Here is an 18717-nt window from a genome sequence, read left to right as displayed (position 1 = left end):
AAAATCTAGACTTCGCGTTTATCCTCAGGAGTATAGATAATTCGCTGATAATCCATGTCCTTGGTATTCATATCGCCCAGGTACATCCGTTGATGTTCAGGCACCTGTTCATATTTCTCCTTCAGCTGAGCCCGGTTAAACTCACTAGGGTCTTCCAAATACATATGGTAGGCGTGGCGGCACTCTTCCACCGTCGTTTGTGCTCCACTCAGTTTCTTGTACATATCCAGCAGCTCCATATACTTGTCATCCACATTTTCCGCGTAGCTTTCCTCCGAGAATGTAACCTCTCCCAGATCCAATATCGTGATTATTATCGGGCGTTCAATGGTTGTAAAAAAGGTCCCGTCCCTGAACCAGACCGCCAGCTCATCAATTGAAACCTTCACGGGATTGGGCAAGTTATAGATGGCCACCTGACCATCCTCATACACAACCAGATGAACCAGGTAGTGCTGACCTTCATACCTCATGAAAATGGAGAATCCATCCCCTTGTATCGTTTTATAGAACAATTCGCTCACAACTGCAAAATCAATCGCTTTAGGCGAATGTGAAAATCTTCTTGTCTCCATCAGCTGCTGCTGACGTGGTGTGATTTCAGCTATATTTTGGAATTCCGGATTGAGCATTCTGATCTTACACTGTATATGTTCGTAGTAGTCATTGTCGTTATACGCCCAGTTCGCGTGTTCGACTAGGTAGGCACCCAACCCATGATGGAAAGCAACTCTCCATTCGGTATATGAGAGCCTAACCAGTAATCGTCAATCTTCCGCTTCAATCCCTTCAAATCAACCAGTTCCCAGCAATTAATCATCCCGTCTTCATAGATCTGCACCGGAATGAGAAAATGCTGGCCGCCATTATGTATGATGCCAGGGGTCGTTGTGCCCTCAATCTGTTTTGTTCTTCTAATCTTTTGCATCCGTGGCACCTCACTTTCTTCCCATCATGCATTCATACGATCATGTCTTCCAACTGTACGATATCAGAGATAGGAAATACAAGGGAGGGCATGACGATCTTGTTAATCCCATCATTTTCCTAAATCAAAAAGCACCGCCCAACGGATTAACTCCGTATAGACAGTGTCCATTGTATTGCCCTTTGAAATGAGACACGAGCCATATCATGCGAATCTCGGCGGGTATATATGAATGACGGGCCATTCCACCATTCATAGACACCTTGCGCAGGCCAATATAAGTATTGCACTACTGACATCCGCAGCCCAATCCAATGGCTTAGTAAACCACCCCAAAAGTGGCCCCCGGTAGCCGGAGATGTGAAGATGACACCAAGCGCATAACCTGCATGCTTCTCCGGTGTATTGTTTCTTATCAGTGTAATCGAGGTGAGATCAAAACCAGCCATAAGTCCCTGAAATATCGATGCCTGCACTCCAAGGAGCGATTCTTTTGTGTTCCATTAAATATAAAACATAACTATTTAGATTTTGAAAATACCCTAGGCCCTAGACCAGAGTGGAATCCTCACTTTATTACCCCACATTTTTCGGTTTATGTACTTCATCTCAAACTCTTACATTATTTCGTTATTAATTCTCTTGGCTTGTACAATCTCCTTGATAATCTTAGAACGATTCCAGACAACAAACTTGAAGACATGTCCACTGTCTAATGTAATAGTAATTCCATTCGGGATTAGTCCCATGTCGCACTTTTCTCAATCTTAGTCATAGCCCAGATCTCGATTTGAACCCATTCCGTCTGAAAATTCAGAGCATGAGGAATAAAAACTAATCGTTCATTAGTTAGAAAAAGCTTTCCTCCTACTCCTTCAAAACCTCTTAACCAGTTTGCATGAATCCTTTCAAAAATGACGTGTTCATGAGGGCCCAATTCTTCCATTTCTATCAGTCTCCTTCTTCAGCCTATAGCCGATCCTTTTGCTTGAATCTCTATTATTATAGGTCGTTTTAACCGATATAGGAATATTTTGCACATGTTCAATTGTAAAAAAAGCACTGCCCAACGGAAATATTCCGTTATGGACAATGCTTCATACACGGTTGCTTTGAAAGTAAAGCACCCTCTCGATTACATGTTACATCTCTTTCAAAATACCTTTGACCAGTCCGATGAAGGTTGTTTTCACTTTTGCCGCGACTTCAATCACTTCATCATGACTTAAGGGCTGGTCCAGAATGCCGCAGGCCATATTGGTCAAACAGGAAATGCCCAGTACCTTCATGCCGCCATGAATGGCTACAATCGCTTCAGGTACCGTCGACATGCCCACAGCATCCGCGCCCATCGTCCGAATCATGCGAATCTCCGCTGGAGTCTCATACGCCGGACCGCTCCACCATGCATACACTCCTTGCTGCAAACTAACATTCTGCTCCTCTGCCACCTTCAAGGCAATGCTGCGCAGCTCGCGGTTATACACTTGTGATACATCCGGGAAGCGTACACCCAGCTCAGCGTTATTCGGCCCCATCAGCGGATTGTTGCCTACCAGATTGATATGATCCGTAATCAGCATAAGCTGTCCCGGTTCGAAGCTGGTATTGATCGCTCCACACGCATTAGTGATAATCAGCTGCTCCACACCCAGTGCTTTCATAAACCGAACCGGGAACGTTACTTCATCCAGCGTAAACCCTTCATAATAATGAAGGCGGCCTTTCATGGCAACGACGGTCTTGCCCATCAGTTCTCCGATAACCAATTCGTTGGCATGACCGATAGCTTCGGATTGAGCGAAATACGGAATGTCCGTGTATGGAATGACGGTAGCATTCTCGATTTCGTCCGCGAGTGCTCCCAGCCCTGATCCCAGAATCATGCCCACGACAGGTTTGGAGTTAATCCGGTTTAATATGTAATCTCTGGCTTCCTGAATATGTGCGGATTGATGCATGAATATATTCCCCTGATAATCCGAGTTTGGATTTTAGTAGTTGCTATAAACCAAGTGTAATGAACAATAGACATGATGTAAACGGGAGCCGGATAAAGGAGGACTCTGGCTTTCCCCATAAGCCGATTAAGCTTTTAGTCCGGACTGTAACACCTCGAAATATTCTCTCAAAATCTCATCAAAATCAGACTCGTCATACCGTTCCGCCTGACGCACGGCCCATTGATTAAATTGGTTTCGAATCATATGAAAAACTCCCTCTCCTTCAGACTTGGCCATCCTTTGTGTCATCCACGCTTCAACATTACACAAAAAACCGATCCTCTGTCGAGAATCGGTTTCATTCATTAAAATAGACAAGGTACTTCGCACCAAAATGTAATGGCAAGCTGGCTCACTGCTGCTCAAGCGAATGCTGATTTTTGCTTTTCATGAAATCCATCCCCATGCTCAGCAACAGCATCAGTGCAGCGAATATCATAGATTTTCCAATAGTTCTTTCAGGAAAGATCATATAGGCAACTGCAAAGTTGCCTGCAATAACAAACAGGTAACTGCGGACGCGATCCATTTTCTCATCTCATTTCGGAATCAAATTCAGGACTCACTGTAACCTACTGAACCTACTGCTCTACCTTATCATATTTTTCCATATTAATCCAGAGTTCAACTTACTGCTTTCCACCGATTCCCTCATAGACAGCCTCGCATAGTTCAGTTGTGAACCTGCCCGACATGCCCTCCAGAGCCGTATTTGTGAACGCGACAACGCTCAGTTCTTTTGCAGGATCAACAAACCACGAGGGACCATAGGTTCCGCCCATGCGCCATGTTCCGGGGGACTCTGATGTGTTGGCGGCGACCGGATCTTTCAGCAACGTGAACCCCAGGCCAAATCCTCGGCCCGGCCAATAAGGCATCGTAAGATCGCCAATCTGATTGGTCGTCATATCGGTGACCAGCGCTTTGGGAAGAAGCGAACCTCCACCTTGACGCAGCGTTTCAAGCAACACAAGGAAGTCTCCTGCACTTCCAATCATCCCCGCACCACCCGAGAGATAGGCCGAAGGATCAAGGTATCCGAGTATATCCGTTACAATCGAATATCTCCACAGGGGCCCGGGCTCACAAGATCATCAAGCTTTAATTTACCTCGGGATATCAGCACCATGGCAGCTGTGGATACAATCGGTTTAGTTACGGAAGCATATCTGAATAATGCATTTTGCTCCATGGATCTGTTTTTCTCCCGGTCAGCAAGGCCCGCAGCGCTGTTATAAACTAGCTCCCCTCTCCAGACAATCTGAACAACAGAACAATCCGCTTTGAGGGTCCAGCATACGAAGATGATGAATGAAGAGCATCGAAGGGAACATCCCAAAGATCATGGATAGCGCTCCTGTTGCTCGCTAGAATGATAAAATAATGCACAGGCTTTGATTCCACTCCTGGTAGCGGCGGTCTCGTTCAGATCCTGACGGGATGCAAAATCACTAGAGATTTGCTGCATAAATAAAAAAACAGGCATGTCATTTACACAAGGAGATAGCGATCCAACCTCCAAGGTAAAGACTTGCCTGTTTTATTTAATTTTTTCATTTTAATGTATAGCCCCCGAGATAGTTTTCCATCAGTTCATTAGAGAGCTGAATGGCTTCGGAACGATTCGTTGCGGGCATGGATAGCATAAGACCATCTTCGGAGCTCCAGCTTTTACTGTTCTGCTCTCCGTTCGAATCCTCCTCCGAAATGGCGATGGTGAGTTTGGTGAATGCACGATCTACGAATAGTGTTCCGTATACGAAGATATCCGTTTTCTCATCTTCAGAAATGATGTATTCCATCAATCCGTATCCTTTATGAAAACGAATTTCGAGCCTCTTTTGATCTTCAGGTACGGGTAAAGGTTCACCCTCAATATCAATGGTTCCTCTGAATATGTAATCACCCGAGGTCGTTAGATAACGCTTGCCATTCATGTTGATATGGACTTTTTGTTCTGGTTCCTTGTTGTCTTCTCCCAACCGATATTTTACAGCCTCTCCATCAAGATGAATCGTTCTGGGCAGAAATAGTAGAACCACACTGATCACAATCATCAATACCCAGATGGCAAGTATGATCGAAATGATTTTTTTCTTCATAGTCCATCTCCTCAACTCATCGTTCTACAGCTTTTGAAGATATACAGTCTCTTCCTGATCTTCATTTTCTCCCCTCCTTATCGAAGATGGTACATGAATTAATTACAGATTATAACATATAAACTACTTGCATAACGGTTTAAAGCATTCGACTGGATCTTCTTTCCGGCACTGAATCAAGTTTATGCTCAGATATGTTTTTAAAGCGCACGGCTGAAATCGGCAAAACATTTGTATACAACAAAAAAACCGGCCATCTCGTGACCGATTCAATCAGCTCCTCGGGGAGCGTTGGTGTATATGTGTAAATGAAGTAGTAGTCTATGATTGATACTGCTTATAATGATGTGCCAAAACGACTCCTTGGGCTGTAGCTGCTGATCGAACATAAAGACCAGTTTTTGCGTCAACGCACTGGGAAATTGTCCAGTTACAACTTGTCCACCTGTAATATAGTTACCGGCTTCACCGTACAAGCTGGACTAATCTGCTCCTCTGTCAATATGTTCAGCTTGATCAGGCTTTTCAGCTTATGACTGTCCACCTTGGACAGCAGTCGCCAGATATCAGGATCGGGAAGAGAAGCGTACAGCTTCTGATCATCATATTCCTTGCGGTGCTGAAGCACCGTTTTGACGGCGTATCCCCAACCTTCGTCTCATAGACACCCTGCTCCTCACAATACCCTACAATTTCATCTCGTAGTACAGAGAGCTGTTGTTCAATTTCTTTTTGCTGCTGCTTTAATTCAAAATAGGTTTGCACTTTCTGTTCCATACCTATCACGCTCCTCTATACCATAGGTATGCTAATGAGGACGATTTAGGACAGGACCTTGAGGTTTATTTCAATGACTCTTGATGAAATAAAAGTGCTTCATTTAAATAGGGATTATTTCCAAGGATTGTTCTAATTCGCTTCATTACACCTGGTCCATCAGGGACATATGCCACTCGCTTCAAAAGAATCCAGCGCAAACAAGCCATAGCTTCAAACATCTCTGCATCGTCTGGTGTGTATTCCGTCAGACTCTTGAATAGAGCACTGTACATCTTACCGTTTCGTTCCCCCGTATAGATCGTCATCAAAAAAATGGACCACGCCATATCGTATCTGGGATCACCGCGCTGCCCGTTTGTCCAATCGATGATCGTATATTGATCACCTGCCTCCAGAACATTCCCCAGGTTATAATCACCGTGGATCAACGTATCCTGTCTAAGCTTAATCCGTTGAAGAAGGCTTGTCAGAATCAGATGCATATCCTCATGAAGTTCAATGGAGGGAAAGAAATAGCCAACAAAATCATATTGTGGTATGAAATTTGCCTCCGCGTTATTGATAGTATGTATATCATAACCATGAATTTGAACTAACATTTTAGCCAAATGCTCCAGCTTGTTTTTGTTTAACTTGGCTATAGGCTCTCCATCATAACTCGTTAACAGAACTTGATTAGAATCCACATCCATGCCCCAACCGTACGGTTTGGAGACTTGTATTCCACTCTCGTATAGTCTAGATAATAGTTCATACTGATTGCCAATATCGGGTCTGGAGTCCTTATTCCATACCTTTAACACGTAAGAGCGGTCAGCACATTCGATCTTCACAACGTCCGCTTCCAGTCCTGGTGACAGGGGAAGCACCTTGTATGGTTTTTCAAGCAAGCAACGAATTTCTTCGCTCAGCTCCACCCAGCGGATACTTTCCAGCAATAACCTCATTTTGTCCGACCCTTCTCTGTAAAATTAGAATTTGAATCCTATAATCTCCTTTTCACTCTAGTTGTCAGGTGAAATTAGTCCTTTACCAATGAAATTGGCAGATACGGGCTTCTTGTTCAATTCTCTGGACCATACCGATAATTGCCCCATATGGTGAATTTCATGAGCAATCACGTGACGCATCACTTCTCCCCACGATTCCTTGACGACGGCGCTATCCAATTCGGGATCGATGAAAGGTCTCTTTTCCATGCTGGGGTCCCAGGATAGAACAAATGCTTCCACATCAGGTCGCAGCTTGCGATCGAATTGTCGTACGGCCTCCAGTGTTTTATAATTATCAAAATTCTCCATACCATCCGGTTTGCCTTGCAATAATTGAAGCCAGCTCCACTCTACATCGATGATATGAAAAAACGTTTGCAATATATTGCCTACTCCGCCCGTCCGAGGCCGAAGCAGCTCTTCAAGCGGCACATCCTCACACCACTGAAACCACTGCTCACGCACGATCCAGTTATAACGAAAGAAAGATTCCATTTAGCCATTCTCCTTTTCCACATAATTGAACTAAAGAATAATTTACACTTGCCACTCCGATGACAGAACAACCTTCCGATCGCTGTTATCCCCAGATTTTTTTGATTCCCTTTTACAACGGGGAAAATCCGGGGATAAAGGCGAGGTGTATGCTTCCGATGCAGCTTTCTTTCAGAAAGCTTGTAGCTCCGCTTCTTCAGATTATTTCTGTCCTCTCCGTTCTCGTGTAAATGTTTAGTTCAATTTATATATCTTGCGCTTTGAGTGTTTTGATCAGTTCCATATTGGCAAAAGTCTTGTCCGAATGTTCACGGTCTCCGTAAATCCCGCTAATCTGATCAAATCCCGATTTGGTCCAAAATCGTAATGCAGGCCAATTTTTGAGTGCTACGTTGATTTGGATTTCCAAATAACCAAGCTCAGAAAATAATTGGGTCAACGCATGCATCATTTCTTGTCCATAACCTTGCTTCTGGATCTCACTATGGATATATAAAAATTCGAGGTAAATAGAATCCGCCATAGGGTAGCCATGGTACAGGCTCAGCACACCTATACTTTCGTTTTCCTGAATCGTACGAATGGTCTGAATTCGGTAGTTTTCCAACCTTCCCCCAGGAGGCAGATCGCCTTTCTCAAAGCACGTTCTCACATAATCCGGCTCAGGATCTCGTCCGTCCCATTCCTGCACGTATTTACTCGTATCAACAATGGATGAATAACAAAAATCTCAGATTCTTTCAAATCGGACATGAAAAGTCGGTCTGAATTCTATTCTGCTGGAATCTGTTTCATATCATCACTCCACTCTATTCGTGTCTATCATAACCCATGATATGGTAAAAATAAAAGAGCCGCGATCGTCGCAGCTCCCTACTCTTTTGGCGTCGTCATTCTCTTCTTTACATAGAGTAAAACATGAATTCCAGCGTAAATAAACAGGACATTAAATAAATACAGAAGAGCATTCACATGTACATTAGAAAGGAACCATATTGTATCATCAGGTTTCTTATAGTGATAATCAGTAAAGAATCGCAATGGAAAACCATACTCTGTTCGTAAAGTCCCCTCCGTGTAGGCTGTTCCTGGAATAAAGATCACAGCTAATACAGCAAGCCAGGCTGAAAGATTAAATATTCTTTTATTAAACGTCAATTCATCTCATCCATTCATGACATTTTCGCTATCTACCACATTTGCAAACATGCTTAGAACCGAATTGTGGTGTTCTATTATCTGCTCAGCTTGAAGAATGTTGGAATTCCATGTGCTGTGAGCATCTCGAATCAAGGTTATTTCATAGCCAAGGCTGCTTGCTCTGCGACAAGTCGTATCCACGCATATTTCCGTCTGCATGCCCGTCAGAATAAGATCCGTCACTCCGTTTTCTTGTAATTTCAGATTCAGATCTGTTTCGTGAAATGAATCCGGTGTCTGCTTTTCAATGACAAGGTCACCAGTGATCGGCGCAATGGACGGGTGAATCGCCCAACCTGCCGTTCCACGTTCAAGGGGACTCCCAGCTCCTTCACTATGCTGAATGTAGATGACGGAGTGACCTTTTTGCCGAGCCTTGGAAATAATGTGTTGTATTCTCTGAAGCAATAAGTCCCCTTGATATACGGGATCTACTTCATCGAACATGGCTACCTGAACATCGATTACAAGAAGTGCACAATGAGTTGCCACCTTATATTCCTCCTGACAAATGATATTACTCCAGCACTTGATATAACTACGTCTTCCGTTTTCGTACCTTTAACAAACTTTCCAAACCCAGATCGACCAGTACAAACAGTATAGCAGCCATGACGCCAAATAAGGTCAAATTTAATGACTCTCTAAAATTTAAAACCTCTTCGCCAGCGCCCATGAGCAAATAATAGATATACATCCCTAGTACTCCAGCACATCCATAGCCAAGTATCCTCGTAGTTAGATACAAGACATAATTGGCGAATTGAATTCGGCTCAACAAATAATCCAGCAATAGGGATAAAGGTAGCCCGATAAATAAGATCAGGGGAGTCGCGTATACAAAATAAACAATAATATAAAAATCAAAGCTGTAGGAATCATTCATGGATATTATACTTGCAATTAAAGTAAAACTAATGATGGTTAACACGGTCGTCAGCAGCTTTCTTCCAATATTCATCTCACCACTCCCATTAGGTTACTTGTATTCGTGGAATATTCCTATGCATCAGATTTTGCCGGTTGCCATCCGATTTCTTGGGACCATATATGAGCCTTCTCTAATATGTTCCACACCATCGGTCCTTTGCCTTCCACGTACTTGGTCCGCTGGTCTTTGTATAATGACATAAGCCTGTGCTTCTCTTCCGCATATTTCAATCGATCTTCCTGGTGTTCCCTCAAATAATCTCTAAAAAGCAAGTTCATCTGCTCAGAGAAACTGCCTGCCTGTCTTACATGTACATGCGTTCTCCTGCTTCCTGGTACTTCACGAAAATACCGCTTGGTTTTATCCGGATTTTCTCCTCTGAATACGAAGCCGACCGCTTCGATTTCATGCTTGTAAATTAGCAAATCATCATAATTAGATACGGAAATTTGTATATCTATGATATGTTTGGCATCCATTCCCACAATGGAAGTTGATCCGACATGGTCAATCCGCACAGCCTTTTCACCCAACGCTTCTCTTAGTGTCATCCCCGTTTCGAGGAACATTTGCCTCCAAGCAGGATCATATGATGCAATTCTCCATAGATCTTCCATATAGTCCTCCCTTAGGCGTCTAATCCAGCTATATGATTAACAACAAGGCCTTGTATACTTTTGTTGCATTTTTAGATTATTTAATTGGCAATAAAGGTGTTATCCGAAATCTAAAAATCACCATTATTTATGCCTAGTTTATTCTGTTTGTTTATCTCAATAATATATTCGTATACATCATCTATATTTACTATACCTTCGATATTCTTCCTCAATAGATCAATGATAAAATTACTATCACTCTCTCTCAGCCTTACACCTTTTAAGTAGTTCTCATTATAATCATTAATAAAATCTAATTTATTCTGATAGAATTTAAATCGCTCCAATACATAAATTTCTTTAAGATTAATGAACACAGCTAAAAAATCCTTAAGGTTTCTGGCTACTAAAGTTACTTGATTTCCAGATGCCATAGGCTGAATAAAGATAACGGGAGCTTCTTCCAGATCACTAATGGATCCGTTAAACGTAAAAAAAGCAAAGTGATCACCATCTGCTCCAGTTCTTCCAAATATGATGGCATCATCCGGAGTACAGTAGTATCTATCATCATCATTATTAAAACTAATATAAAATCCCACATAATCTTGGAAGGTTCCAGCATGTTGTTCACGTAATTCTTTATCTATTCGGACGATATGTTCTAAAGATTTGGGCATTTCATAATTTATTTTCACGTTTAAACACCTCTTCCTAGCATTATAACTATGTACAATTCTATCAAATAAAATTAAAAATTAGACTTATTATTATAATTAGTGGGTATGCCAAAAAAAGAGAAGGAACAGAAGTCCCTCCCCTTACCTTTTCAAATATAATCGCACTTAAATTTAGAAAACTCAGCTTCGGAACCTGCGCCACTAGCGTATAGACCAATGAGCACCCCTGTAAATCCCCCGGCAATTTCCGAGGAAAGGTATTTCGTCTGAGCTGTACCTAAGAGGATGTCCTTGCCATCTGCATGAATAAGGAAGCTGTAACGTTCATGACTTGCCTGTATAACCAATGTGGCCTGATGCTCATTTCCTAGTTCCATTTCATTTTCGACGGATTTGATGTCCCCAATATTCAGACGCTCAATCACCTTATACCCACTTTGCTCTTCTTTACGAATGGCCAAGTCATAATGGTGCTGTTCATCCATGTAGATGGTGATGCCTGCCTCTCCGTTCGTAAGACTAACATCAACAGAGATGGTCGCGTCAAAGTCTTTTTGACGTAGGCCAATGAATGTCGGGGATGCTGGAACATCCAGTGTCACTTCGGTTCCTTTTAACTTTATCTTACTTTGCTCTAACAAATAATTTTCCGTATTGGGATGACGAAGATAACACCAGTCCAGATTCCAATCTGTGTTCTCGAACGTATAGCTTTTTTTCTTGTTGAATGAATGTGTCAGAAATACGATCGGTTTCAAAGCTCATAAGTGTGGTACCTTGTTGCCCTGCCGTAAACCAGCCTTCCTCATCAAAGGTAACTGGCGTCAGGAATACTTCTCGTCCAAGATGATGATACGTAAGCCACTGTCCACTCTGACGGAATCCCAAATGGAAGATCCACCAATTGCCTTCCTCGTCCTGAATCAGGTCGCCATGCCCAACCCCTTGCAGTTCATAACCACCCAGATTGCGGTTGGTAAGAACGGGATTATTAGCATAGGGCTCGAAAGGACCGGAAGGAGAATCTCCACGTGCATAAGTGACCATATGGCCATATTCGGTTCCGCCTTCAGATGCCATAAGGTAATAGTATCCATTCATTTTATACAAATGTGGGCTTTCCAGATAACGTCCGCCTGATCCCTGCCATACTGAACGACTTGGGGTCTTTTTGTTACCCGTTTCAATGTCAATCTCACACTGAACGATCCCCCAATCCCTTCATCGTCGGTCCCGTTGCTCATAAAGAAGGCCTTCCCGTCTTCAAAATACAAATCCGGATCGATTCCCCCTTGATCCACAATAATTGGTTCTGACCACTCCCCGTATATATCATCGGTCCATATGTAGAAATTCTGACGCGTGGTATCGTTGGTTGTGGTCATATAGAATCGCCCGTTGTTGTATCGTATTGTAGGGGCAAAGACGCCACCTGAGCTGCTCACCGTCTCCAGATGAATCTGGCTTTTTCGGGTTAAACAATGACCGATTTGCGTCCAGTTCAATAAATCTTTGCTTTCAAAAAGCGGAACACCCGGAAAGTATTGAAAGGAACTACACACCAGATAATAAGTATCATCCACCTTGCAGATGCTTGGATCTGGATAAAACCCTTTAATGACCGGATTATTGTATTTCATTTGAGCCACCTCTTTTTCTATAATTCACATATTTAAGAATCCAGCTTCATAAGCAGATAAAAAAATTAAACACTATCGCAAACATACTTTCAATGCGTTAGAGTTGAAGAGTCCAGTTAATTTCATTAAATGAATATATATATGATTTCAATAGATCCGGTTAGGAGATTGTTCAACATGATTAAAGCGAACGGAGATCCAAAATTCATACCGTTATACGAAGCGCTGGCAAGCGAGGTTAGATGGAGAATCATGGATTTGATTACAATTAGCGAAATGAATGTAAAGGATATAGCCGCTGCGTTAGAACTTAGCCCCTCCATCGTTACAATGCACATCCGCAAGCTTGAGCAAGCCGGACTGATCGATAGCCGCAGGATACGCCTGAATGGAGGCACGCACAAATTATGTTTCCTCAAACAAAATAACATCGAGATCGAACTGCCATCCGCTAGTCGAACAGCAAGGGTTAGAGAGCAGACAATTTCAGTGGGTCACTATACTGCATTTGAAGTCCATCCTACCTGCGGTCTTGGAACGCATGAGAAAGAAATCGGTGTTTGGGACGACCCACGCTACTTTCTCGATCCTGAGCGGGTTCACGCTGCCATCCTCTGGTTTGGAAGGGGGTATGTCGAATACAAAACGCCTAACTATATGCTTCCTGATGAGACCGCCAGCGCCATTGAAATTTCAGTGGAACTGGCTTCTGAAGCTCCGGGTTTACGAGATCATTGGCCATCGGATATCTTATTTACGTTTAACGGAATTTCGCTTGGAACCTGGACAAGTCCCGCTGATTTCGGACGAGCTGCTCGTGGCAAATATACGCCAACATGGTGGCACCGAAATGTGAATCAATATGGATTATTAAAGACGATTCGTGTTGATGACTCGGGTACGTATATGGATGGAGAACGAATGTCAGACGTGACGATCGAGGATATCAAACTGGAGGAACCGTTCTGGACACTTCGTTTCACGGTTGACGAGGAAAGCCCCAACGTTGGCGGATTAACGATCTATGGTGCAGGTTTCGGTAACCATGATCAGGAGATTGTTATTCGTGTACTGGGTTAATTTTGCCTTATAGTTATCTAATCGATTAACTCTATTTTCTCAAAAACATTATATTTCTCCAGATCTGAAGTAACAGCACAGGGCAGGTAATGATATAATTCAGATCTGGTTTCCCATATGTATTCACTATGTTCTTCTGAAAGATTCACTTGATGATCTTTGGTTCTGCAAAAATACATCAAACGAATGACCTGTCTATACGGATCGGTAAGGAACGTATTTGCAAACAGTATTTCATCTATACTTTTAGGACAACCTTCCCTTCATGAATATGATCTGGATTGATGAACCTTATCGAAACGGCGGATTCGGCAAAAAAGTGGTGCATCTGCATAGTCATCGTTTTTTACTCGCCTACCTTCTGTATGGAACAAGGGCAAATTTGAAAGAAGAAAAGAGTACTGAGGTTACTAAAAGTGGAGGAGACCTTAATCTGCAGGGGTTTGGAAAAGGGATTGAAGTCTTGCTCAACCATTCAAGATATACTTGCCTGACTGAGCTGGAATATCAGCAATTCTCGGCTGCACTCATTCCCTATACTACGGAGGTACTGGGTGTACAGTCTGGAATCCGATCAGGAATACAAGATATGGTTTGACGTGGTTAAGTTGTTAAATTTTTGTCTGTATAAGAAGTATATCGATCAAGTGTTATTGGCTCGACCAGATTCGGTAAAGAAGCAGGATATCTCCTAGCATCTCACTAGGGAGAAGACGGCAAACAAATAAGGGAATTTACCATGCTCACCATGATGCAACTGAACGGAGAGTTATAGGTCCGTGCTTCCCCCTATGATATTCCAAACCTGAACCAACCACAAAGAAGGATTTTTCGACATTTGAAACTTTATAAAGTATCATTCTTTCAATCATGGTGTATCGCTCCAAGACCCGTAATATTCATGTATATTTTCCCATAGCAATTTGGAACGGATAAACCAAAGCATCATTATTGAGTAGTTTACGATTGTCGATAGCAGGAAATTTTCGATATACCCTTAGGAGTGAAATTCAAGTCGGCTCGCGATCATCCGATGACTCAATATAATTTGTTCTCATTAATTTTTAATTAATCTACTATCTTTATTTCTTCTTTAAAACCGCCGCAAAAGATTCACTATCGGCTTTGTAATCTCCGCCATTAACATCTGCGTAAATCTTTTCGAGTGTAAATCCAGCATCATTCGCTTCTTTTTCCATACTTTCAATCGTAAAATGTTGATTCCAGTAATGATAGTTAACTACCTCACCATCACCAAAAACCATAACATTTTTTGACAAAGAAACATTGTCAGGATATTTAATTGAGGCGTATAAGGATAAATGTTTTTTATCCGAAAATGGATTATTTTTTCTAGATAATCCCCACATAAAATTTTGCTCGAATTTTTCATAACTAGTCTCTGATAACACATCTAATAGAATTAATCCTCCAGATTTTAAACCACGATGGATGTTACTTAGTATTTTTTTTCTATTCTCTGGACTAAATACACTATATATTTGATAAATTAGTAGAGCCACATCAAACTCATTTTCAATCTCAATGTCGGTGATATCTTCATTCCTGTAATCAATTGATAAATTCTTTTTTTCAGCTTCATTAACTGCATATTCAATTGACTTTTTATTAAAATCCACACCAACAACATCATATCCCTTAACTGCTAACTTCTGAGAATAGAAGCCAGGGCCACAACCTAAATCAATAACTTTTTTATAGTTCTCTAAAGGTGCGATTTCACTAATAAAACCAATGGTCTCATCAATAAAGCCGCTATCTCTACTACCGCCAGGAATATTCTCATCAAAATGAGCTTTTAAAACTAAGTCAGCCCGATCCGAGTCAAGCCAGATTTGTATTGTTCCTTCCTCAAATGGCTCTGGAATTTTTGCTACTTCTAATAATTTATCCATTTTCCCCATCCTCCTAATGATTTTTTATAGTTTTTGTGTATTTGATAATGGTATGTTGCTTAGCTGAAGATCAGCTAAGCAACCAGTGATTATTAATTTTAATTAAAGTTGTATTATTCACTTTTTTTTACAATTATAATTTTCATAGATTTCTCTTAGCAGTTGTTACTAATTGTTGATAAAAAAGTTGTTACCGTCCATGTTGTTGTTATTGTTGCATCCACAGCTTGACCTTTACCCTCTTTGTTATGCGCTAATTTTTGCAATTCCAATACAGCGTTCATTGTTCCCCTCCTTTCCTGAATCAGATCATTTTTTTAGCAGTTGTTACTAATTGTCGATAGAAAAGTTGTTACCGTCCATGTTGTTGTTATTGTTGCTTCCACGGCTTGACCTTTACCCTCTTTGTTATGCGCTAATTTTTGCAATTCCAATACAGCATTCATTGTTTCACCTCCCTTCTTGAATCCAGATCATTTTTTTAGCAGTTGTTACTAATTGTTGATAGAAAAACGGTTACGGTCCATGTTGTTATTGTTGCTTCCACGGCTTGACCTTTACCCTCTTTGTTATGCGCTAATTTTTGCAATTCCAATACAGCGTTCATTGTTCCACCTCCTTTCCTGAATCCAGATTATTTTTTTAGCAATAGTTACTTACTATCGTGAGGAAAGCAATTTCAGTCCATTTTTTTGTTAATTAGTTAATAATAAATCCTTAGCTTTTGTTCTTGCTGTAAATTCATCTATATTAACCAGAGGTAACCAGTAGAGTGGATTATCTTTGACAATTCCCATTAATGCTAATATTATTCCTGAGCTACCTGTATAAACATCATCGGCTAGTCTATAAGAGAACTGACCTGGATATACATAATATCCATTTTTATCAATTAAAAAAATATTAAGTAAATTCAATACATCTTCAAGAATTTCTTCACGTTCTTCACCATGTTTCACCAAGGAAGGAAGCAATAGAAAGCTGCCTGCGCCATCGAATAAGCCGCCACTAATAGTGGAACAGATCTTTGATAATTTTAAAATCGCATTCATTTCTTCTCTATAGAGATCTTTTCCACTTACATGGTTTAAAAACCATATTGAAATAGCGATTCCTATAGTTCCTCCTGAGAGGTATGGCAATTGCCGATTTCTATTATCCAATGTTTGTAGTGAGCCGGTTACTTCATCAAATATTGTCTTTTCTAAATCTTCCTTTATTAATCGTTCGGCTTTTTTCAAATACTGTATATTATTAGTTGCTGAGTAAATTGCAGAATAAAAGAGAGATACACCTGATAGCCCGTCAATTGAACCTATGCCTACCGCCATCCAGTCATTCGTGCTTAACCGCCCGTCGTTATCTCGATTCATTTCAATTAACTCTTCTATTTCTTTTGCGAATTGCAAATATTCATGATTTCCTGTCTCTAGATATAAACTAATTACAAATAAACCTATTCCTGAAAGGCCGGAGCGTAAGGAAATGTTAATTTCGTTCATATTATCTCTTAAATTTTTCAGTTCATTTGAAACAACTTCCTCATAGCCTGTATCATATAGCAAAGCTAACATCCCTGTTTTTCCAGTGAATAATCCATTTTCATCAATTCGAGATAAGTTTTTCAGCAAATGAACTTGGATCCACTTATTAACTTCTACAGTAGTGGTTTGAATTTTGGAAAGTGTAAAAGCAGCACCGCTTCCTCCCGTTAAAAAGTTGAATTTTCCTCCGCTCATCTCAAACTGACGAATATCACCATTAATGAATCTTTCATCATTTGTTAAATTTTCCTTCATACCTTTGATTAACTTATTAGTAATGGAAGATATGTTAAAGTCACTTGTTTTATCCGCAAGGTTGATTTCTTCAGGGAGATACTCTTGATAGCTTCTTATTCTGTTGTCGCATTTATCTTGTAAATCTACAATAAAACGATAAAATGAATCTTCATAAATCTCTTTTATCCGTCTAAAGTGGTTATATTGTAGACAGTCGTCTAAAACTTCTGAAGATAGGACTGGAAGCGCCAAATACCTTATTAGTTTCTTCAATCCAAACCAATCTCTTGCACCACTCACTTTCATTTCTTGCGAAGCAAATCCAATAGTCATCATGTTAGGCTTTTCTTGAGAGTTTACAGGTAAAGCTGTTTCAAAATCGATTAGCTTTACGGTTAAGTCATCGGACACCATGATATTCGCAGGTTGAAAGTCACCCATAGCAATTCCATTATTATGCATCTGATCTATCAACGTAAAAAGTTGTAACAATATCTTTTTAACACTTTCAGCATGATTACTCATGCTTTCACCATCTCTAAAGAATGGAAAATTCTGAGCAAGCCATTGCCTTAAGTCTCCACCTTCAATAAATTCCTCTACCAAAAAGTGATGCTCCCATTCTTGAAAATACTCAATTAAACTCACAACACCTTGTACATCTTTAAGTTTTACTAAGGCATCATATTCTTTTATTTGTCTGGATAAGGCATCATGAGCTGCTCCATCCAACCCAGCATTTGGTCTAGCTTCCTTGATAATCACTCTCAAATTATCTTTCTTTCTAGTCGCACGGTACACCCCACCAGCATTACTATAGCTAAGTGCGGTTTCAATCTCATATCGATTTAAATTGCTATTCCCATTATTTTCTAAGTCATTAGAATTATTTAACGTGTTCAGATAATCGTCGAAATCCTTCACAAAGTCAGGAACCTGATAAAAGGGAGTTCTTTCATCTTTAATTAAATTGCCTTGTTCATCCTTAATACAATGTTCACCATTCTCATTAAGAATACTTTTAAAACCTCCATATCTGTAAAATACATTGCTTTTTTTCCATCTTTTATCACTAAGTATATATGGGCCTTTTTTAAACTCCAGGGTTGCTAGAGATATCATTTCTAACAATTTAATAAAGACCTCGATATTCACAGGGTATATTGTCATAAATTTACCAGAAGAAGAACGGTTAGCGTTCTTCGAATTGACCTTGATAAAACTTTGTCTATCCTTAAGGTGCTTGAACTCAATCTTCTCATCTATGCATATTCTGGAAACCTTATCTAGTAAGCTTTGTGACTCATCAAATAACGCTGTAACATGAATTTTCCATCCTTGATCTGGGAGTTTTGAACCTTTAACATGATAGTGCTTCCACACCGAGTCCACTTCTGAAATAACAGCATATGTATCAGGAATATCATCGAGTTCGTATATACCCGTCATTTTTTCGCCACTTTCAACTTTCCCATAGTATTCAGAATTTGGTTTCAAATACAAATTGTAAAGCATATTCCCTTCCATAATAACCCTCCTATTTAGCGTTAACTTACAACTACATTTTGCATATTTCATACAGTAGTAAAG

The 18717-nt window shown here is 40.6% G+C and carries 22 protein-coding genes and 3 pseudogenes; 2 read left to right on the top strand and 23 right to left on the bottom strand.

Going from position 1 to position 18717, the window contains the following annotated elements; all coding sequences use genetic code 11:
- Positions 1-5: 5 nt before the first annotated feature.
- The 18 genes and pseudogenes from ACTWJ7_RS10675 to ACTWJ7_RS10590 all read right to left on the bottom strand — a co-directional run bounded on the left by ACTWJ7_RS10675 (position 6) and on the right by ACTWJ7_RS10590 (position 12350).
- Positions 6-928 (bottom strand): annotated as a pseudogene (locus tag ACTWJ7_RS10675) (DUF7638 domain-containing protein).
- A gap of 146 nt (positions 929-1074) precedes the next feature.
- The gene (locus ACTWJ7_RS10670; RefSeq protein WP_218671998.1) at positions 1075-1404 is read right to left on the bottom strand and encodes a hypothetical protein; all 330 of its coding nucleotides are present in this window, start codon (positions 1402-1404) and stop codon (positions 1075-1077) included.
- Positions 1405-1667: 263 nt separating this feature from the next.
- A complete protein-coding gene (locus ACTWJ7_RS10665) occupies positions 1668-1874 on the bottom strand; it encodes a hypothetical protein (protein ID WP_443145404.1) in 207 nt (68 codons plus the stop codon).
- A gap of 196 nt (positions 1875-2070) precedes the next feature.
- Positions 2071-2889 carry a purine-nucleoside phosphorylase gene (locus tag ACTWJ7_RS10660; protein ID WP_079350582.1) on the bottom strand — a complete coding sequence of 273 codons (819 nt, stop codon included), beginning with the start codon at positions 2887-2889 and terminating at the stop codon, positions 2071-2073.
- Between the two features lie 394 nt (positions 2890-3283).
- Complete coding sequence (locus ACTWJ7_RS10655; protein ID WP_179132922.1) at positions 3284-3460, bottom strand: hypothetical protein; 177 nt, start codon at positions 3458-3460, stop codon at positions 3284-3286.
- A gap of 100 nt (positions 3461-3560) precedes the next feature.
- On the bottom strand, positions 3561-3929 hold the full coding sequence (locus tag ACTWJ7_RS10650) for a serine hydrolase (protein WP_301878220.1): 369 nt from the start codon (positions 3927-3929) through the stop codon (positions 3561-3563).
- A 53-nt stretch (positions 3930-3982) separates the two neighbouring features.
- Entirely contained in the window at positions 3983-4270 is a 288-nt protein-coding gene (locus tag ACTWJ7_RS10645; protein ID WP_301878222.1) for a serine hydrolase, read from the bottom strand.
- A 214-nt stretch (positions 4271-4484) separates the two neighbouring features.
- On the bottom strand, positions 4485-5033 hold the full coding sequence (locus tag ACTWJ7_RS10640; protein ID WP_079350583.1) for a hypothetical protein: 549 nt from the start codon (positions 5031-5033) through the stop codon (positions 4485-4487).
- A 430-nt stretch (positions 5034-5463) separates the two neighbouring features.
- Positions 5464-5661, bottom strand: a complete 198-nt coding sequence (locus ACTWJ7_RS10635; RefSeq protein WP_443145403.1) for a hypothetical protein — start codon at positions 5659-5661, stop codon at positions 5464-5466.
- Between the two features lie 214 nt (positions 5662-5875).
- Positions 5876-6760: a phosphotransferase gene (locus tag ACTWJ7_RS10630; RefSeq protein ID WP_079350585.1), complete on the bottom strand. Its 885-nt coding sequence runs from the start codon at positions 6758-6760 to the stop codon at positions 5876-5878.
- Positions 6761-6817: 57 nt separating this feature from the next.
- On the bottom strand, positions 6818-7300 hold the full coding sequence (locus ACTWJ7_RS10625) for a DinB family protein (protein ID WP_079350586.1): 483 nt from the start codon (positions 7298-7300) through the stop codon (positions 6818-6820).
- Positions 7301-7544: 244 nt separating this feature from the next.
- On the bottom strand, positions 7545-7991 hold the full coding sequence (locus ACTWJ7_RS10620) for a GNAT family N-acetyltransferase (protein ID WP_443145402.1): 447 nt from the start codon (positions 7989-7991) through the stop codon (positions 7545-7547).
- A 473-nt stretch (positions 7992-8464) separates the two neighbouring features.
- The gene (locus ACTWJ7_RS10615) at positions 8465-8992 is read right to left on the bottom strand and encodes a cysteine hydrolase family protein (protein WP_301878226.1); all 528 of its coding nucleotides are present in this window, start codon (positions 8990-8992) and stop codon (positions 8465-8467) included.
- Positions 8993-9038: 46 nt separating this feature from the next.
- The gene (locus ACTWJ7_RS10610) at positions 9039-9461 is read right to left on the bottom strand and encodes a hypothetical protein (RefSeq protein WP_301878228.1); all 423 of its coding nucleotides are present in this window, start codon (positions 9459-9461) and stop codon (positions 9039-9041) included.
- Positions 9462-9502: 41 nt separating this feature from the next.
- A complete protein-coding gene (locus ACTWJ7_RS10605) occupies positions 9503-10048 on the bottom strand; it encodes a GrpB family protein (RefSeq protein WP_301878229.1) in 546 nt (181 codons plus the stop codon).
- 110 nt (positions 10049-10158) lie between these two features.
- Positions 10159-10728: a hypothetical protein gene (locus tag ACTWJ7_RS10600; RefSeq protein WP_443145401.1), complete on the bottom strand. Its 570-nt coding sequence runs from the start codon at positions 10726-10728 to the stop codon at positions 10159-10161.
- Positions 10729-10859: 131 nt separating this feature from the next.
- Complete coding sequence (locus tag ACTWJ7_RS10595; protein WP_443146362.1) at positions 10860-11393, bottom strand: hypothetical protein; 534 nt, start codon at positions 11391-11393, stop codon at positions 10860-10862.
- Positions 11335-12350 (bottom strand): annotated as a pseudogene (locus tag ACTWJ7_RS10590) (glycoside hydrolase family 43 protein). Before ACTWJ7_RS10590 ends, ACTWJ7_RS10595 begins: the two are co-directional and overlap by 59 nt.
- Before the next feature lie 177 nt (positions 12351-12527).
- On the opposite strand from ACTWJ7_RS10590, the gene ACTWJ7_RS10585 reads away from it, so the two are divergent.
- Both ACTWJ7_RS10585 and ACTWJ7_RS10580 read left to right on the top strand, forming a co-directional pair.
- Positions 12528-13430, top strand: coding sequence for an ArsR/SmtB family transcription factor (locus ACTWJ7_RS10585; protein ID WP_079350594.1), 903 nt, complete (start codon positions 12528-12530; stop codon positions 13428-13430).
- A 250-nt stretch (positions 13431-13680) separates the two neighbouring features.
- Positions 13681-13758 (top strand): annotated as a pseudogene (locus tag ACTWJ7_RS10580) (GNAT family N-acetyltransferase); the annotation flags it as partial.
- 754 nt (positions 13759-14512) lie between these two features.
- On the opposite strand, the gene ACTWJ7_RS10575 reads toward ACTWJ7_RS10580, so the two are convergent.
- The 5 genes from ACTWJ7_RS10575 to lanKC form a co-directional block, all read right to left on the bottom strand.
- Positions 14513-15346 carry a class I SAM-dependent methyltransferase gene (locus tag ACTWJ7_RS10575; protein WP_301878234.1) on the bottom strand — a complete coding sequence of 278 codons (834 nt, stop codon included), beginning with the start codon at positions 15344-15346 and terminating at the stop codon, positions 14513-14515.
- A gap of 155 nt (positions 15347-15501) precedes the next feature.
- The gene (locus ACTWJ7_RS10570) at positions 15502-15630 is read right to left on the bottom strand and encodes a class III lanthipeptide (protein WP_218671999.1); all 129 of its coding nucleotides are present in this window, start codon (positions 15628-15630) and stop codon (positions 15502-15504) included.
- 33 nt (positions 15631-15663) lie between these two features.
- Entirely contained in the window at positions 15664-15792 is a 129-nt protein-coding gene (locus ACTWJ7_RS10565; RefSeq protein WP_218672000.1) for a class III lanthipeptide, read from the bottom strand.
- A 35-nt stretch (positions 15793-15827) separates the two neighbouring features.
- A complete protein-coding gene (locus tag ACTWJ7_RS10560) occupies positions 15828-15953 on the bottom strand; it encodes a class III lanthipeptide (RefSeq protein WP_218672001.1) in 126 nt (41 codons plus the stop codon).
- Between the two features lie 88 nt (positions 15954-16041).
- A complete protein-coding gene (gene lanKC, locus ACTWJ7_RS10555) occupies positions 16042-18654 on the bottom strand; it encodes a class III lanthionine synthetase LanKC (protein WP_301878235.1) in 2613 nt (870 codons plus the stop codon).
- Positions 18655-18717: the final 63 nt, after the last annotated feature.

The organism is Paenibacillus sp. 1A_MP2 (assembly GCF_052244825.1).
In the GTDB taxonomy this organism is placed as follows: domain Bacteria; phylum Bacillota; class Bacilli; order Paenibacillales; family Paenibacillaceae; genus Paenibacillus; species Paenibacillus vandeheii.
This window is presented reverse-complemented; position numbering and strand designations above follow the sequence as displayed.

What these genes read in the sequence shown, in the direction of transcription:
- ACTWJ7_RS10665 (WP_443145404.1), bottom strand. Translation starts at nt 1,874, where the DNA reads ATGGAAGAATTGGGCCCTCATGAACACGTCATTTTTGAAAGGATTCAT.
- ACTWJ7_RS10660 (WP_079350582.1), bottom strand. Translation starts at nt 2,889, where the DNA reads ATGCATCAATCCGCACATATTCAGGAAGCCAGAGATTACATATTAAAC.
- ACTWJ7_RS10655 (WP_179132922.1), bottom strand. Translation starts at nt 3,460, where the DNA reads ATGGATCGCGTCCGCAGTTACCTGTTTGTTATTGCAGGCAACTTTGCA.
- ACTWJ7_RS10650 (WP_301878220.1), bottom strand. Translation starts at nt 3,929, where the DNA reads ATGATTGGAAGTGCAGGAGACTTCCTTGTGTTGCTTGAAACGCTGCGT.
- ACTWJ7_RS10640 (WP_079350583.1), bottom strand. Translation starts at nt 5,033, where the DNA reads ATGAAGAAAAAAATCATTTCGATCATACTTGCCATCTGGGTATTGATG.
- ACTWJ7_RS10630 (WP_079350585.1), bottom strand. Translation starts at nt 6,760, where the DNA reads ATGAGGTTATTGCTGGAAAGTATCCGCTGGGTGGAGCTGAGCGAAGAA.
- ACTWJ7_RS10625 (WP_079350586.1), bottom strand. Translation starts at nt 7,300, where the DNA reads ATGGAATCTTTCTTTCGTTATAACTGGATCGTGCGTGAGCAGTGGTTT.
- ACTWJ7_RS10610 (WP_301878228.1), bottom strand. Translation starts at nt 9,461, where the DNA reads ATGAATATTGGAAGAAAGCTGCTGACGACCGTGTTAACCATCATTAGT.
- ACTWJ7_RS10605 (WP_301878229.1), bottom strand. Translation starts at nt 10,048, where the DNA reads ATGGAAGATCTATGGAGAATTGCATCATATGATCCTGCTTGGAGGCAA.
- ACTWJ7_RS10585 (WP_079350594.1), top strand. Translation starts at nt 12,528, where the DNA reads ATGATTAAAGCGAACGGAGATCCAAAATTCATACCGTTATACGAAGCG.
- ACTWJ7_RS10575 (WP_301878234.1), bottom strand. Translation starts at nt 15,346, where the DNA reads ATGGATAAATTATTAGAAGTAGCAAAAATTCCAGAGCCATTTGAGGAA.
- ACTWJ7_RS10570 (WP_218671999.1), bottom strand. Translation starts at nt 15,630, where the DNA reads ATGAACGCTGTATTGGAATTGCAAAAATTAGCGCATAACAAAGAGGGT.
- ACTWJ7_RS10565 (WP_218672000.1), bottom strand. Translation starts at nt 15,792, where the DNA reads ATGAATGCTGTATTGGAATTGCAAAAATTAGCGCATAACAAAGAGGGT.
- ACTWJ7_RS10560 (WP_218672001.1), bottom strand. Translation starts at nt 15,953, where the DNA reads ATGAACGCTGTATTGGAATTGCAAAAATTAGCGCATAACAAAGAGGGT.
- lanKC (WP_301878235.1), bottom strand. Translation starts at nt 18,654, where the DNA reads ATGGAAGGGAATATGCTTTACAATTTGTATTTGAAACCAAATTCTGAA.